Origin of the sequence: Hypericibacter adhaerens (assembly GCF_008728835.1) — a bacterium.
GTDB lineage: Bacteria > Pseudomonadota > Alphaproteobacteria > Dongiales > Dongiaceae > Hypericibacter > Hypericibacter adhaerens.
In genome coordinates this window covers 1,518,057-1,533,646 of sequence record NZ_CP042582.1, presented here as the reverse complement: position 1 = coordinate 1,533,646, position 15,590 = coordinate 1,518,057, and the positions used below count along the sequence as shown (strand labels likewise).

The following is a 15,590-nucleotide window of genomic DNA, read 5'->3' as shown; positions in this document are numbered from 1 at the left end:
TCCAAGTCCCTGATCCGGCGGCCGGGAAACCAGGGATCCAGAAGCCAGGGGGAACTCGCGTCATGAAGCCGGAATCCGTCCGCAGCCTCGCGGATGCCAAGAAGATCGTCGAGGAACGCAACATCACGCATGTCAAGGTCGGGGTCTTCGACATGGACGGCGTGCTGCGCGGCAAATACATCTCCCGCGCCAAGTTCCTGTCCGCCCTCGAGAACGGTTTCGGCTTCTGCGACGTGGTGCTGGGCTGGGATTCCAACGACCAGCTCTACGACAACACCAAATTCACCGGCTGGCACACAGCCTATCCCGACGCGCTGGTGCGCCTCATCCCCGAGAGCTGCCGCGAGATCCCGTTCGAGGAGAACACCCTCTTCTTCCTCGGCCAGTTCGTCGAGCGCGCCGAGGCGGTCTGCCCGCGCGGGCTGCTGCGCCGGGTCGTGGCCAAGGCCGAAAAGATGGGCTTCAAGGCCTATGGCTCCTGCGAATACGAGTTCTTCCTGTTCGACGAGACGCCCGAGAGCGTGCGCGAGAAGGGCTATCGCAACCTGCAGCCCATGACCCCCGGCTTCTTCGGCTATTCGGGCCTGCGTTCCTCGGTCTGGTCCGAGCTCTATCACGAGATCCTCTCGACCGCCGAGACCATGCGCTTCCCGATCGAGGGGCTCCATACCGAGACCGGTCCCGGCGTGCTCGAAGCCGCCATCACCTTCGACGAGCTGCTCGAGGCGGCCGATCGCGCCGCCCTGTTCAAGACCTTCATGAAGGTGCTGGCCCAGCGCCGCGGGCTGATGGCGACCTTCATGGCGAAATGGTCCAACAACTGGCCGGGCCAGAGCGGCCATATCCATCTCTCGCTCAAGGGCAAGGACGGCGCCACGGTGTTCCACGACGCCAAGCAGCCGCACAACATGAGCAAGACCATGCGCCATTTCCTGGCGGGCCAGCAGCAGCTCATGCCCGAGCTCCTGGGCATGGTGGCGCAGACGGTCAATTCCTATTCGCGCCTCATCCCCGGCTTCTGGGCGCCGACCAACGCCACCTGGGGCATCGAGAACCGCACCTGCGCGCTGCGCGTGATCCCGGGCTCGCCCAAGTCGCAGCGCATCGAGTATCGTATCGCCGCGGCCGACGCCAACCCCTACGTCGCGCTCGCGGCGGCGCTGGCCTCGGGCCTCTACGGCATCGAGAACAAGCTCGAGCCGACCGAGCCCATCACCGGCAATGCCTATGAGCTCAAGCCCTCGGCCAAGCTCGCCCTGCCGGCGACTCTGTGGGAGGCGGCGCAGCGGCTGAAGAAGTCGAAGGCGGCGAACGAGCTGTTCGGCGAGGAATTCGTCGAGCATTTCGCCGCGACCCGCGAATGGGAAGAGCGCGAGTTCCGCAAGCACATCACCGATTGGGAACTGGCGCGCTATTTCGAGATCATCTGACGAGCCGAACGAAGGACAGAGACCGATCGCCATGGGCGCCATCCAGAAGACCATCACCCCGATCGACGACAGCCTCTATATCGAGCGCCCCTATGCCGGCGGGCCCGAGATCGAGAAGGCGCTCAAGGCCGCCAAGGCCGCGCAGCGCGACTGGAAGCATGTTCCCGTCGCGGAGCGGCAGAAATACCTGACCAAGGCGGTCGACGCCTTCGTCGCGCGCCGCGACCAGATCGCGGAAGAGATCACCCGCCAGATCGGCCGGCCCATCGGCCAGTCGCCGGGCGAGGTGCGCGGCTTCGAGGAGCGCGCCCGCTACATGATCGCCATCGCGCCGCGCGCGCTGGCCGATATCGACGTCGGACCCAAGCCCACCTTCACCCGCTTCATCCGGCGCGAACCCCTGGGCGTGGTGTTCGTGGTGGCGCCCTGGAACTTCCCCTACCTCACCTCGGTCAATGCGGTGATCCCGGCCTTGATGGCGGGCAACGCCGTCGTCCTCAAGCATTCGGCCCAGACGCCGCTCTGCGCCGAGCGTTTCGGCGAGGCCTTCAAGGCGGCGGGCCTGCCCGCCGGCCTGTTCCAGCATCTGGTGCTCACCCATGACGACACCTCGCAGGTGATCGGCAACCCGGCGGTCGACTATGTCGCCTTCACCGGCTCCGTCGCCGGCGGTCATGCGGTGACGCAAGCGGCCGCCAACCGCTTCATCGGGCTGGGCCTCGAGCTCGGCGGCAACGACCCCGCCTATGTGCGCCACGATGCCAACATGGCGCATGCGATCGAGAACCTGGTCGACGGCGCCTTCTTCAATTCGGGTCAGTCCTGCTGCGGCATCCAGCGCATCTTCGTGCACAAGGATGCCTACAAGACCTTCCTCGAGGGCTTCGTCGACCTGACCAACAGCTACAAGCTGGGCAACCCGCTCGACAAGGGCACCAATCTCGGGCCCGTGGTGCGCAGCCGCGCCGCCGACGAGATCCGCGGCCAGATCCAGAAGGCCGTGCAGGCGGGCGCCAAGACGATGATCGATCCGAAGCATTTCGCAGCCGACAAGGCCGGCACCGCCTATCTGGCGCCGCAGGTTCTGACCCAGCTCGACACCCGCAATCCCTTCATGCAGGAGGAATGTTTCGGGCCCGCGGTCGGAATCGCGCCCGTCGCCGACGACGAGGAGGCGATCCGCAAGATGAACGACAATCCCTTCGGCCTGACCGCCGCGATCTGGACCGAGGACGAGGCGGCCGCGATCCGCATCGGCGACCGGGTCGAGACCGGCACCTGGTTCATGAACCGCTGCGACTATCTCGATCCGGCGCTGGCCTGGGTCGGCGTCAAGGATTCCGGCCGCGGCTGCACGCTGAGCCAGGTCGGCTACGAATACCTGACCCGGCCCAAGTCGTTCCATCTGCGCACCAAGACCTGATCCGCACTTTAGAATCAGATCCCCTCCCTCGTCTTCGGGGGAGGGCCAGGGAGGGGGAAGACGCGATAGAAGTTAAGGCTCACGGCCGCTTCGTCCGACTTCGTCGACCGAGCAGCCCCCTCCCCTACCCTCCCCCGAAGACGGGGGAGGGGATAAATTGTGTTTCGACCTGAACCGTTTCGCTTGAGAGAGGCTTGATTCCATGTCCAACGATGCAGCCGCGCTGCGCGGCAACTGGAACTACCCCACCGCGGTGAAGTTCGGCGTCGGCCGCATCGCCGAGCTGCCCGACATGTGCAAGGCGCTGGGGATGAAGCGCCCGCTGATCGTGACCGACCCCGGCCTGGCGCCCTTGCCGATGATCAAGGACGCCGTCGCGCGCAACGAGGCGGCCGGGCTCCCCACCGGCCTCTTCTCGAACATCAAGGGCAATCCTAACGGCAAGAATGTCGAGGACGGGCTCGCGGCCTATCGAGCCGGCAAGCATGATGGGGTGATCGCTTTCGGCGGCGGCAGCGCGCTCGATGCCGGCAAGGCAGTGGCGCTGATGACGGGCCAGAAGCACCCGCTCTGGGCCTTCGAGGATGTGGGCGACAACTGGAAGCTGGTCGACCCGGCCGGCATCGCACCGATCATCGCCGTGCCCACCACCTCGGGCACCGGTTCCGAGGTCGGCCGCGTCTCGGTCATCACCAACGAGGAGACGCACGAGAAGAAGCTGATCTTCCACCCGAAGGTCCAGCCCTCCATCGTGATCGAGGATCCGGCGCTGACCGTGGGGCTGCCGCCCAAGATCACGGCTGCCACCGGCATGGATGCGCTCGCCCACTGCCTCGAGGCCTATTGCGTGCCGAGCTATCACCCGATGGCCGACGGCATCGCGGTCGAGGGCATGCGGCTGATCAAGAACTGGCTCCCCGTCGCGGTGAAGGACGGCAAGAACCTCGAGGCACGGGCCCATATGATGGCGGCCGCCACCATGGGCGCCACCGCCTTCCAGAAGGGGCTGGGCGCGATCCATTCGCTGAGCCATCCGCTGGGCGCCGTCTACGACACCCATCACGGCCTCACCAACGCCGTCGTCATGCCCTATGTGATGCAGTTCAACCGCAAGGCCATCGACGAGAAGATGACGCGGCTGGCCTCCTGGCTGGGCCTGAAGAACCCCTCCTACAACGCCGTGCTCGACTGGGTGCTGGCGCTGCGCCAGGAGATCGGCATCCCGCACACGCTGAAGGATCTGGGCGTCGACAAGTCGAAGCTCGACTCTCTGTCCCAGGCCGCCTTCAACGACCCCTCGACCGGCGGCAATCCGGTGCCGGCGGGCGTGGCCGAGATGAAGCAGATGTTCATCGCCTCGATCGACGGCGCGCTCTGAGCCTCGGTTTCCTCTCCGCCCGCGCTTGTGAAAAAGAAGGAGGCGCAAGCAACGCTTGCGCCTCCTCGCAGCCTGAGAAGTTTTCCGCCGGAACTCAGGCGAGATCGAAACGATCGGCGTTCATCACCTTGGTCCAGGCCGCCACGAAGTCGGCGACGAACTTCGCCTGCGCGTCCGAGGCGCCATAGACCTCGGCGAGAGCCCGCAGCTCGGAGTTCGAACCGAAGATGAGGTCGACGCGGCTCGCGGTCCATTTCCGCTGGCCGCTCTTGCGATCATGCCCTTCGAACAGGTTGGCGTCCGAGGTCGCCTTCCACTCGGTGCCCATGTCCAGGAGGTTCACGAAAAAGTCGTTGGTCAGCGTGCCGGGCCGCTTCGTGAAGACGCCCTGCTGCGACTTGCCGTGATTCACGTCCAGGACGCGCAGGCCGCCGACCAGAACCGTCATCTCCGGTGCCGTCAGCGTCAGGAGCTGCGCCTTGTCGATCAGAAGCACCTCGGCCGGCGCGGGATGCGTGCCCTTGAGATAGTTGCGGAAGCCGTCCGCAACCGGCTCGAGATAGCCGAAGGACTCCACGTCGGTCTGCTCCTGCGACGCGTCCGTACGGCCGGGCGCGAAGGGAACGGTCACGTCATGCCCGGCCTTCTTCGCGGCCTGCTCGACCGCGGCCGAGCCGCCGAGAACGATGAGATCGGCGAGCGACACCTTCTTGCCGCCGCTGGCCGAGCCGTTGAACGCCTTCTGGATGCCCGTCAGGGTTTCGAGCACCTTGGCCAACTGGGCGGGCTGGTTGACCGCCCAATCCTTCTGCGGTGCCAGGCGGATGCGCGCCCCGTTCGCACCGCCGCGCTTGTCGGAACCGCGGAAGCTGGAAGCCGAGGCCCAGGCGGTCCCGACCAGTTCGGCAGTGGAAAGCCCCGAGGCGAGGATCTTGGCCTTGAGATCCGCGATATCCTTCGCGTCGATCAGCTTGTGATCGACGGCCGGCACGGGGTCCTGCCAGATCAGCTCTTCCGCGGGAACCTCCGACCCGAGATAGCGGGCGCGCGGACCCATGTCGCGGTGCGTGAGCTTGAACCAGGCCCGCGCAAAGGCGTCCGCGAAGGCGGCCGGGTTCTGCAGGAAGCGCCGCGAGATCTTCTCGTAGGCCGGATCCATCCGCAGGGCGAGATCCGTGACCAGCATGGTCGGCACATGGCGCTTCGAGGGATCGAAGGCATCCGGAATCGTGGCGGCGGCGTTCTTCGCCTTGAACTGATGGGCACCCGCCGGACTCTTGGTCAGCTCCCATTCGTAACCGAACAGGTTCTCGAAGAAATTGTTGCTCCACTTCGTCGGCGTCGTGGTCCAGGTGACTTCGGGGCCGCCGGTGATGGCATCCTTGCCTCTGCCGGTGCCGTATTTGCTGATCCAGCCGAGCCCCATCTCCTCGATGGACGCACCCTCGGGTTCGCGGCCGACCAGCTTCGCATCGCCCGCGCCATGGGTCTTGCCGAAGCTGTGCCCGCCGGCGATGAGAGCCACCGTCTCCTCGTCGTCCATCGCCATGCGCTTGAAAGTCTCGCGAATGTCGATCGCGGCGGCGAGCGGATCCGGCTTGCCTTCAGGGCCTTCCGGGTTGACGTAGATCAGCCCCATGGTCGTGGCCGCCAGCGGATTCTCGAGGTCGCGCTTTCCGGTGTAACGCTTGTCGGTGCCCAGCCAGGCGGTCTCCGAGCCCCAATAGACGATTTCGTCGGGTTCCCACACATCGGGACGGCCGCCGCCATAGCCGAAGGTCTTGAAGCCCATCGTCTCGAGCGCGACGTTGCCCGCGAGGATCAGAAGGTCGGCCCAGGAGATCCTCCGGCCGTATTTCTGCTTGATCGGCCACAACAGCCGGCGCGCCTTGTCGAGGTTGGCATTGTCCGGCCAGGAATTGAGGGGGGCGAAGCGCTGCTGGCCGGCGCCCGCACCGCCGCGGCCGTCACCGATGCGATAGGTGCCGGCGCTGTGCCAGGCCATGCGGATGAAGAGCCCGCCATAGTGACCGAAGTCGGCCGGCCACCAGTCCTGGCTGTCCGTCATCAGCGCGGCGAGATCCTTCTTCACCGCTTTGAGATCGAGCTTCTTGAATTCTTCCGCGTAGTTGAACGCCTTGCCCATCGGATCGGACTGGGGCGAATTCTGGCGAAGAATCCGGAGGTTCAGCTGGTTGGGCCACCAGTCGGCGTTCGCTCGATGGCTCGTTCCGTGCACGACCGGGCATTTGCCCGCCGCATTGCCGTCAGGCTCTTTATCCATGGTCGGGACCCTCCCGTTGGAGTGGATTAGAATAATTCTAATCTATGCCCCTGCCTGGGCAAGTCAATAGTTGGGGCCGATTCTCAAGGGGACAACGCGCCGGCCGCATTCCCGCTGACCGTCGTTCCTCGCATGAGACTCCACGCGATGATGGAACATTTATGATGCGCAGGGGACGCTCGCGCTTTGATCGGGATCAAGCGACACAAGCTCTTTCAGCGCATTGCGGATTTGCCGGCCGCAGCGACGTCGCGGACCGGCGGACCGGGGACTAGCCCTTCGCGGCCCGCTCCCTTGCCTCCGCGACGGGAAGGAAAGAGACAGTACGCTTGGGGGTTTCCTTTCTGCGCCGCACCGCGCGCTCGGCCATCGGCACGGCGGCGAGCACGATCGCGACGCCGATGATCTGCCCGTTCTCGAGCGTCTCGCCGAGCAGGATCCAGCCGCTGGTCGCGGCCACCGCCACACTGAGACTGCCCGCGACGCCGGCGAGATTGACCGGCAGGCGGCCCAGCGCATAGACGACGAGCGCCTGGGCCGCGAAGGTCATCAATCCCAGAAGTCCCATCACGCCCCACTGCGTCAGGCTCGACGGCAGCACCGCGCGGCCGCTGATGAAGCCCGCGGGCAGCAGCACGGCCGAGGCCGCGATCGTGGTCCAGAGCAGCACGCGGCGCGTGCCGACCCGCGAACGCACATGGCCTTGCGCCAGCATGGTCACGGTGTAGAGCAGGCCCGCCAGGATCGCGAACCCGTCGCCCAGGAGCTTGCTGCCGTCCTGCAGCGCCGGCCCCGCGCCGCTGCCGGCGATGACGAAGGCGGCGCCGACGAGGCCCAGGCCGATCGCGGCCCAGCCCATGCGCGCGAGACGCTGGTTGAGGAAGAGCGTGCCCGCCAGCGCCACCCAGAGCGGATAGCAATAGGCGAAGAGCTGCGCGTTGGCCGCGGTGGTGAGCTCGATCGACCAGAACCAGACCGCGATATCGGCGCCATAGGCCGCCCCGCCGATGAGGAGAAGCCAGCGGTCGCGCGCCGACATAGGTGCCGCGGCGGTCCGCGCATCGCGCGCACCCCAGAGCCACAGCATCGGCAGCATGAGCGCCACGCGCCAGAACCCGGCCGCCGCCGGATCGATCTCGACCCAGCGCACCACCATCGGCGTCAGACCGGAAAAGACGGCGCCGCCCAGCAGCGCCAGAAAGGCCGGATTCATGGCCGCGGCTCCAATAACCTGTATAACCCCATTTGCCGGTTATACTGGTCGAGATGGACGTAACCTGTCAATCGACTTATACTGGTTACATGCAGATATCCACCCGCCCTCCCGGCACGCCCATCGCCGCGCTCGAGCATCGGGCCGGGCATCCCTGCCTGGATTTCGTGAACAGCCTGACGGGAATTGACACGCCGACGGCACGCGACTCGCTTTTGACGCCCGCCGACTACCGGACCTGGGCCGGCATCGCCGGCATCAAGGTCGATCCGCCCGCGGGCGATCGCGCCGAGCAGGCGGCGCTGGCGCGCGCGCGTGCCTTGCGCGAGGCGATCCTGCAGATCCTGAGGGCCATGGCCGCCCGGCAGCCGGCGCCCGCCGCCGCGCTCGAGCATCTGACCGACGAGGCCGCCCGCGCCTTCCGCTCGCGCCGCCTCGCGATCGAGAAAGGACGGCTCGCCTGGAAACGCACCCGGTTCGATCTCGATTCCGTGACCGACTGGCTCGCGGCCGAGACGGCGGCGCTCCTGGCGCATGAAGAGCCGCTGCCGCTCAAACGCTGCGCCGGAGAGGATTGCGGCTGGTTCTTCCTCGACACCAGCCGCAACAAGTCGCGCCACTGGTGCTCGATGGCCGATTGCGGCAACCGCGCCAAGGCGCGGCGCCATCGCGCCCGGCACCAGGGCGAGGAACGCGCCGGCTGACCGCTTCCTGCCGGCATCTCGCGGCGGAACACGAAATCGTCAGAACCCATCGGTGCCGGCGCCGGAGCGTGGCCGTTCACACGGCCCGCTGCGCTTTTTTTCCCATTCACATTTCCGCGAGACCAGGGCGCCGCCGCCCGGAGGCGGGAAGCGATAACGACATCTTCGCGCGAACGTGACTCGCCGTCGGAAACGGTGCCGCTCATCCTCGGCGGCGTCCTCAGCGACCATCCGGTTCACACGCACGAAGGAGGCCTCCATGAAAACCAGACTCGTCACCGCCTCGACCATCGCCGGCGCCCTCACCCTCGCCCTGCTGAGCAGCGCCAAGGCCGGTCCGGCCGCCACGCCGGAATACAAGAACGAGAAGTGCTACGGCATCGCCCAGGCCGGCAAGAACGACTGCCAGACCGCGACCCATTCCTGTGCCGGCACCTCGACCAAGGCCGCCGATCCCGCCTCCTGGATCTATGTCCCGGCCGGCACCTGCAGCAAGATCGTCGGCGGCATGATGCAGCCGATGTGACGATGCCCTTGCGGCATCGCCGCTGATCCGATCATCGCGAAGGCCTGCGGTCCGCGGCCCGACGCCGCTCGCGTCCTGCGGACCGCACCTTTCCCGCTCCTTTCACCGTCGAAGGTCCATCGCATGGCAACCCGTTCCTCGGGGCTCGGGCAGGGCCGCCTCATCGGCACCGCCCAATCCGTCCTGGATTGGCTCGATCAGGTCCCGGCCGCTTTGCCGGCGCTGGTGCTGCGCCTCGGCGTCGCCCTCGCCTTCTGGCGCTCGGGGCTCACCAAGCTCCCCTTCGGCAACGACACGGTGATCACGCTCTTCCGCGAGGAATACCGGGTTCCGGTCCTGCCGCCGGAGCTCGCGGCCTATCTCGCGACCACGATCGAGCTGAGCTGCCCAGTCCTGCTGTTGCTGGGCTTGCTCACCCGGCCCGCCGCCGCTGTCATGCTGGCTCAGACGCTGGTGATCCAGCTCTTCGTCTATCCGGAGAACTATCCCGACCATCTGCTTTGGGCGGGGCCCCTGCTCTACCTCGTCCTGCGAGGGGCGGGCCGCTGGTCCCTCGACGCCGCGATCCGCGATCGCATGCTCGGCGCCGGTCAATAGCAGCCCCGGCGCCGCGACGCTCGTCAGGCGCTCCTGGATTTCTTCTGGACGTTCAGCGCCACAGCGGCGTGAATGAGCAGCTTCAGCGCCTTCTCGTCGATCTTGTCGCCTTCATAGATATCGATGGCGCGCCGGGTGCTGCCCTCCAGGCTGGCATTGAAGAGGCCTGCGGGATCCTCCAACGAGGCGCCTTTGGCGAAGGTCAGCTTCACCACATTCTTGTAGGTCTCGCCGGTGCAGACGATCCCGGCATGCGACCAGACCGGCACCCCGCGCCACTTCCACTCCTCGATCACCTCCGGGTCGGCCTGCTTGATGAGGCCTCGAACCCGGGCGAGCGTCTCGCCCCGCCAGTCGCCCAGCTCCTCGATTCTCGCATCGATCAGCCGCGAGGCAGAGGCTTCCGGCTTTCTTTCCGTCGGGCCGCTCTTCTTCACGCTGGCTGTCGTCTTCTTCATGGGTTGAACCCCAAAATTCGCAGCCGTCCTTCGGCGCTCTACCCTTCTTCCGCCAGCGAGAGCAGCGAGGCGTTGCCGCCGGCGGCGGTCGTGTCGATGGTGAGGGTGCGCTCGACCGCGAAGCGGTGGAGATAATGCGGGCCGCCGGCCTTGGGGCCGGTGCCCGACAGGCCCTCGCCGCCGAAGGGCTGCACGCCCACCACGGCGCCGATCATGTTGCGGTTCACATAGGTGTTGCCGGCCTTGACCCGCTCCCAGACCCGGCGCTGGGTGGAATCGATGCGGCTATGGACGCCCAGCGTCAGGCCGTAGCCCGTGGCGTTGATGGCGTCGATCACCTGGTCGAGCTGGTCGGCGCGCCAGCGGATGACATGCAGCACCGGCCCGAACACCTCGCGCGTCAGGCGCGAGAGCGAATCCAGCACATAGGCGCGTGGCGCGTAGTAGTGGCCGGGGGGCAGGTTCTTGTCGAGCTTGATCTCGTAGAGCAGCCGGCTCTCGCGGTTCATGCGCTCGGCATGGGCCTCGAGCGTCTTCTTCGCGCCCTCGTCGATCACCGGCCCGATGTCGGTCTCGAGAAGCGAGGGATCGCCGACCTCGAGCTCCTCCATGGCGCCCGCCAGCATCGTCTCGAGCTTGGGCGCGATGTCCTGCTGCACGAAGAGCACGCGCAGGGCGGAACAACGCTGGCCCGCGCTCTGCAGCCCCGAGATCAGCACGTCGCGCACCACCTGCTCGGGCAGGGCCGAGGAATCGACGATCATCGCGTTCTGCCCGCCGGTCTCGGCGATCAACGGCACGATCGGCCCGTCCTTGGCGGCGAGCGCGCGGTTGATCCCGCGCGCCACCTCGGTCGAACCGGTGAAGGCGACGCCGGCGATGCGGGGATCGGCGATCAGCGGCGCCCCGACCGTCTCGCCGTCGCCCGGCAGCAGATGCAGCACGTCGCCCGGCACGCCCGCCTGGTGCAGGATCCGCACCGCGGCGGCCGCGATCAACGGCGTCTGCTCCGCGGGCTTGGCGATGACCGTGTTGCCCGCGACCAGCGCCGCCGTGACCTGCCCCGTGAAGATCGCGAGCGGGAAGTTCCAGGGCGAGATGCAGGCGAAGACACCGCGGCCCGCGAGCCTCAGCTCGTTGCGCTCGCCGGTCGGACCCGGCAGCCGCAGCGGTTGCGCGAAATCGGCGCGGGCGCGCGCCGCGTAGTAGCGGCAGAAATCGACCGCCTCGCGCACCTCGGCCAGCGCATCGGGCACGGTCTTGCCGGCCTCGGCGATGGCGAGCGCCATCAGCCGCGGCTGCTCCGCCTCCATCAGGTCGGCGGCGCGCTCGAGACATTGCGCGCGCGTCTCGGCCGGGGTGCGGTCCCACTCGCCATGGGCGCGCGCGGCGCGCGCCAGCACGTCCTCGAGCTCGGGTCTGCCCGCCTCCACGACCTCGCCCACCCGGCGGCGCAGATCGGCCGGATTGAGGACCGCGCGCGCGGTGCCGCTGCGCGCACGTCCGCCGACAAGGGGAGCCGCCTGGTGCGCTTCCTTCAGCGCCTGGTCCAGGCCGCGGTCGAGCGGCCCGAGTTCGGCGAGGTCGGTGAGGTCGATGCCCTTGGAGTTCTTGCGTTCGGCGCCGAACAGAGCCTGGGGCAGCGGGATATGCGGATGCGGCTTCTGCGCCAGCCGGCGGATGCGGCTCGCCGGATCGGCGATCAGCTCGTCGAGCGGCGCCTTCTCGTCGACGATGCGGTTGACGAAGGAGGTGTTGGCGCCGTTCTCCAGCAGGCGGCGCACCAGATAGGCCAGCAGATCCTCGTGGCTGCCGACCGGCGCATAGATGCGCACCGCGCGGCCCAACGTCTCGGGCGGGATCACCTCCTCATAGAGCGCATCGCCCATGCCATGGAGGCGCTGGAACTCGAAATCGGTCGCGTTGCCCGCGATCTCCAGCACCGCCGCCAGGGTATGGGCGTTGTGGGTCGCGAACTGCGGGTAGAAGGCCGCGGGATCGGCCAGGAGCTTGCGCGCGCAAGCGATGTAGGAGACGTCGGTCGAGAGCTTGCGGGTGAAGACGGGGTAGCCCCGAAGGCCGCGCTCCTGGCTCTGCTTGATCTCGCTGTCCCAATAGGCGCCCTTTACGAGCCGCACCATCAGGCGCCGCTGGTGCCGGCGCGCCATGTCGGCCAGCGCGTCGATCAGGTCGAAGCAGCGCTTCTGGTAGGCCTGGATGGCGAGGCCGAAACCGTTCCAGCCCTTGAGCGTCGGATCGCCCGCCACAGCCTCGATCACGTCGAGCGAGAGATCGAGCCGTTCCGCCTCTTCCGCATCCACGGTGAAGCCGATGCCGGCTTCCTTGGCCATCTGCGCGAGCCGGACCAGGCGCGGCACCAGCTCCGTCATCACCCGCACGGATTTGGCGAACTCGTAGCGCGGATGGAGCGCCGAGAGCTTGACCGAGATGCCCGGCGATTCGATCGGCCCCCGCCCCTTGGCGGCGGTGCCGATGGCGCGGATCGCCTGCTGATAGGCCCGGTCGTAGCGCTCGGCATCGGCCATGGTGCGCGCGGCCTCGCCCAGCATGTCGTAGGAATAGCGGAAGCCCTTCTTCTCGAGGATACGCGCGCGATCGAGCGCCTCCTCGATGGTGCGGCCCATCACGAACTGGCGGCCGAGGATGCGCATCGCCTGCATCACCGCCTGGCGGATGACGGGCTCGCCGCTGCGCGAGACCAGCCGCTTCAGCACGCCGGCCAGATCCTGCCCGCCATCGCGATCGAGCCGCATGACGCGGCCCGTCAGCATCAAGGCCCAGGTCGAGGCATTGACGAAGAGCGAGTCCGACGAGCCCAGATGCTTCTCCCAGTCGGCATCGGCGAGCTTGTCCTTGATCAGCCGGTCGGCCGTCTCCGCATCGGGGATGCGCAAGAGCGCCTCGGCGAGGCACATCAGCACCACGCCTTCGCGGCTCGAGAGCTCGTATTCATGGAGGAAGGCGTCGAGCCCGCCCTGGCCGGTGCGCCGCGAACGCACCTCCTGGACCAGGTTGCGCGCGCGTGCCGCGATGCGGTCCAGCATGTCGGCCGGCAGCGAGGCCGCGGCCAGCAGCCGATCGACGCATTCGGTCTCGTCGGCCCGGTAGACATCGCGCAGGCGCTGACGCAGCGGGCCGGCGGCGGCAGGCGGATCGCGGAAGATCATGGATGGGTTCCGGTTGGGCAGGCTTCGGGGGAAGCTCTGCCTTCTTTACCTCCCCTCGGAGGGGTGGGGAAGAGATTGAGTGGCACAAGCGAAGCAGCGAGCGGGATTCCCCTCCCCCTACCCCCTCCCGCAAGGGGAGGGGGCGAGATGAATGAAGAACCAGCCCCCTCCCCTTGCGGGAGGGGGTAGGGGGAGGGGTGGCTTGTGCGATGCGGGTCGGTGTCGGTGCGTCTTCACGTGCCGGAGCCGGAATCCAGCCTGCCGCCTTGGATCGTGATATGGCCCGACCGCAGGGCCCAGCCCAGCAGCAGGACCGAGATGCCGGTGGCGATCAGGCTGATGCCGAGGAACAGGCCCAGGAGCCAGGGCGCGTTGCCGGGCCAGCCGATCCAGACCAGGAGCCCGAGCAGCACGGTCAGGATGCCGTCGAACAGCACCCAGCCCCAGGGCCGCGCCGGCTTCAGGCGGAAGGCCAGCGCGATCGCGGTGGCGCCCTCGACGATCCAGAGCACCGCCAGCACCAGCGTCAGGGTGAGAACGCCGCTGACCGGGCTGGCGAGAAGGAGGATGCCCGCCAGGAGATAGACCACCGACCAGAGCAGCCGCAGCCAGAAGCCCCGTTCCTCGCGCCGGTGCAGCGCATGAACGAGCAGGACGGCACCACCGATGATCAGCAGCCAGGCGACCCAGATCACCGCCGCCAGCGAGCTCGCCAGCGGAAACAGGATCGAGACGATGCCCAGGATCAGCAGCAGAACGCCGAGCCCGATGGTCCAGCCGCCCGCCTTCCTGACGGCATCCGTTGAGTCGTTGGAACTCTGCGTCATGATGCAACCTCGTTCTTGTCATTTTCTCCGTGTCCGGAACCAGCCTCTGCAGCCGAAGGGCACAGCCGAAACCGGTATCAGACGATATTCATAGGATTTCCGGCCGGCTTCACCGGCTGGGATCCTATCGCTATAGTCCCCCGCGCAACCGAGCCGGGATTTCCGCGTTCGGCGGCTACCGATGATATCGGCCCGGCGGTGTCGTCGATCAAGCCGATATCGCGGCCGGACAGAAGCAAAGCAGAAGTCATCAAGGATCGGGAGTGGCGTGCCATGGCGGGTGCGGGACAGGTCTACGACGTGGCCATCGTGGGAGCGGGCTCGGCGGGCCTCGCCGCCGCCAAGACCGCCCGCGGGCTCGGGCTCGAGACCGTCCTGCTCGAGGCCTCGCACCGCATCGGCGGGCGCGGCTATACGGAGGAGCTGGCGCCGGGCGTGGCCTTCGATCTCGGCTGCCACTGGATGCATTCCGCGAGCCTCAATCCCTATGTGGCGATCGCCGAGAAATACGGATTCCACTATCGCAAGGGCAGCTATCCGCGCGGGCTCTATATCGACGGCCGCAAAGCGAGCGCGCAGGAAGGAACCGAGCTCGACGGCTATCTCGACCGCTGCCACGAGGCCGTGATCGGCGCGGCCAAGGCCGGCCGCGACATCTCGCTGGCCGAGGCGACCGAGCGCGAGAACCGCTGGACACCGGTGTTCGACTACTGGACGACGATCGCGACCTCGGCCGATTCCGACCAGGTCTCGGTGATGGACACGCTCCACTACAACGACACCGAGGAGAACTGGCCGCTCAAGGAAGGCTTCGGCGCGCTGATCGCCCGCTTCGGCGCGGACGTGCCGGTGACGCTCAACTGCGCCGTCCAGCGCATCGAATGGGGCGAGCCCGAGATCCGGCTGGAGACGAAGAAGGGAACGATCCGGGCGAAGCGCGTCATCGTCGCGGTCTCGACCGGCATCCTGGGGGCCGGCGATATCGCGTTCGATCCGGTGCTGCCGAACTGGAAGCTGCGCGCGATCGAGGCGCTGCCGCTCGGGACCCACAACCGCATCGGGCTGATGCTCGACCGCGATCCGTTCGGGCCCGATTTCCCCAAGGGCTCGCTGCTGATGGAGACGGATACGGAGCCGATGGGCTTCGGCTTCCGGCCGTTCGGCGACAACTGGGTCGTGGGCTATACCGGCGGGCGCTTCGCGGTCTGGCTCGAGCGCGCGGGCCAGGCCGCCGCGATCGATCTTGCCAAGGAGAAGCTCGCCAAGGTCTTCGGCAGCGACATCAAGAACTATGTGACGAAAGCGATCGTCACCGCCTGGGCGGGCGATCCCTGGGTCAAGGGCTCTTACTCCGCCGCCCAGCCCGGCCAGGGCCATCAGCGCGCCGAGCTGGCGCGGGCCCTCGAGGACCGTCTCTTCTTCGCCGGCGAGGCGACCTCGACCGAGTTCCATGCCACGGCGCACGGCGCCTACATCACCGGCATCGACACGGCGAAGGCCGTGGCGAAGAGCCTGGGGCGGAAAGCGGCGGCGCAGTAGAGGCGTCATCTAAGTTGTCCCCT

12 protein-coding genes are annotated in these 15,590 nt (G+C 67.4%); 7 read left to right on the top strand and 5 right to left on the bottom strand.

Annotation, left to right across the window (positions count from 1 at the left end):
- Positions 1-62: 62 nt before the first annotated feature.
- The 3 genes from FRZ61_RS06745 (at position 63) to FRZ61_RS06735 (ending at position 4,231) form a co-directional block, all read left to right on the top strand.
- Positions 63-1,430 (top strand): glutamine synthetase family protein, encoded by a 1,368-nt coding sequence (locus tag FRZ61_RS06745; RefSeq protein WP_151115961.1) that lies wholly within the window; start codon positions 63-65, stop codon positions 1,428-1,430.
- Positions 1,431-1,461: 31 nt separating this feature from the next.
- Positions 1,462-2,853, top strand: coding sequence for an aldehyde dehydrogenase family protein (locus FRZ61_RS06740; protein WP_151115959.1), 1,392 nt, complete (start codon positions 1,462-1,464; stop codon positions 2,851-2,853).
- 202 nt (positions 2,854-3,055) lie between these two features.
- Positions 3,056-4,231 carry an iron-containing alcohol dehydrogenase gene (locus FRZ61_RS06735; RefSeq protein WP_151115958.1) on the top strand — a complete coding sequence of 392 codons (1,176 nt, stop codon included), beginning with the start codon at positions 3,056-3,058 and terminating at the stop codon, positions 4,229-4,231.
- A 94-nt stretch (positions 4,232-4,325) separates the two neighbouring features.
- Here the strand turns inward: FRZ61_RS06735 and katG are convergent, their stop codons facing one another.
- Both katG and FRZ61_RS06725 read right to left on the bottom strand, forming a co-directional pair.
- Entirely contained in the window at positions 4,326-6,515 is a 2,190-nt protein-coding gene (gene katG / locus FRZ61_RS06730) for a catalase/peroxidase HPI (RefSeq protein ID WP_151115956.1), read from the bottom strand.
- A gap of 271 nt (positions 6,516-6,786) precedes the next feature.
- Entirely contained in the window at positions 6,787-7,728 is a 942-nt protein-coding gene (locus tag FRZ61_RS06725) for a DMT family transporter (RefSeq protein ID WP_151115954.1), read from the bottom strand.
- Between the two features lie 89 nt (positions 7,729-7,817).
- Here FRZ61_RS06725 and FRZ61_RS06720 point away from each other — a divergent pair, with 89 nt between their 5' ends.
- From FRZ61_RS06720 to FRZ61_RS06710, 3 genes are all read left to right on the top strand, one after another.
- Positions 7,818-8,432 carry a CGNR zinc finger domain-containing protein gene (locus FRZ61_RS06720; protein ID WP_191909329.1) on the top strand — a complete coding sequence of 205 codons (615 nt, stop codon included), beginning with the start codon at positions 7,818-7,820 and terminating at the stop codon, positions 8,430-8,432.
- Positions 8,433-8,691: 259 nt separating this feature from the next.
- Positions 8,692-8,958, top strand: a complete 267-nt coding sequence (locus FRZ61_RS06715) for a BufA1 family periplasmic bufferin-type metallophore (RefSeq protein ID WP_151115950.1) — start codon at positions 8,692-8,694, stop codon at positions 8,956-8,958.
- Positions 8,959-9,081: 123 nt separating this feature from the next.
- Entirely contained in the window at positions 9,082-9,555 is a 474-nt protein-coding gene (locus FRZ61_RS06710; protein WP_151115948.1) for a DoxX family protein, read from the top strand.
- A gap of 23 nt (positions 9,556-9,578) precedes the next feature.
- Here FRZ61_RS06710 and FRZ61_RS06705 read toward each other — a convergent pair whose 3' ends face one another.
- From FRZ61_RS06705 to FRZ61_RS06695, 3 genes are all read right to left on the bottom strand, one after another.
- Complete coding sequence (locus tag FRZ61_RS06705; protein ID WP_151115946.1) at positions 9,579-10,013, bottom strand: DUF1801 domain-containing protein; 435 nt, start codon at positions 10,011-10,013, stop codon at positions 9,579-9,581.
- A 38-nt stretch (positions 10,014-10,051) separates the two neighbouring features.
- The gene (putA, locus tag FRZ61_RS06700) at positions 10,052-13,201 is read right to left on the bottom strand and encodes a bifunctional proline dehydrogenase/L-glutamate gamma-semialdehyde dehydrogenase PutA (protein ID WP_151115945.1); all 3,150 of its coding nucleotides are present in this window, start codon (positions 13,199-13,201) and stop codon (positions 10,052-10,054) included.
- Positions 13,202-13,434: 233 nt separating this feature from the next.
- Complete coding sequence (locus FRZ61_RS06695; protein WP_151115943.1) at positions 13,435-14,028, bottom strand: HdeD family acid-resistance protein; 594 nt, start codon at positions 14,026-14,028, stop codon at positions 13,435-13,437.
- Between the two features lie 273 nt (positions 14,029-14,301).
- On the opposite strand from FRZ61_RS06695, the gene FRZ61_RS06690 reads away from it, so the two are divergent.
- Positions 14,302-15,567, top strand: a complete 1,266-nt coding sequence (locus tag FRZ61_RS06690) for a flavin monoamine oxidase family protein (RefSeq protein ID WP_151115941.1) — start codon at positions 14,302-14,304, stop codon at positions 15,565-15,567.
- Positions 15,568-15,590: the final 23 nt, after the last annotated feature.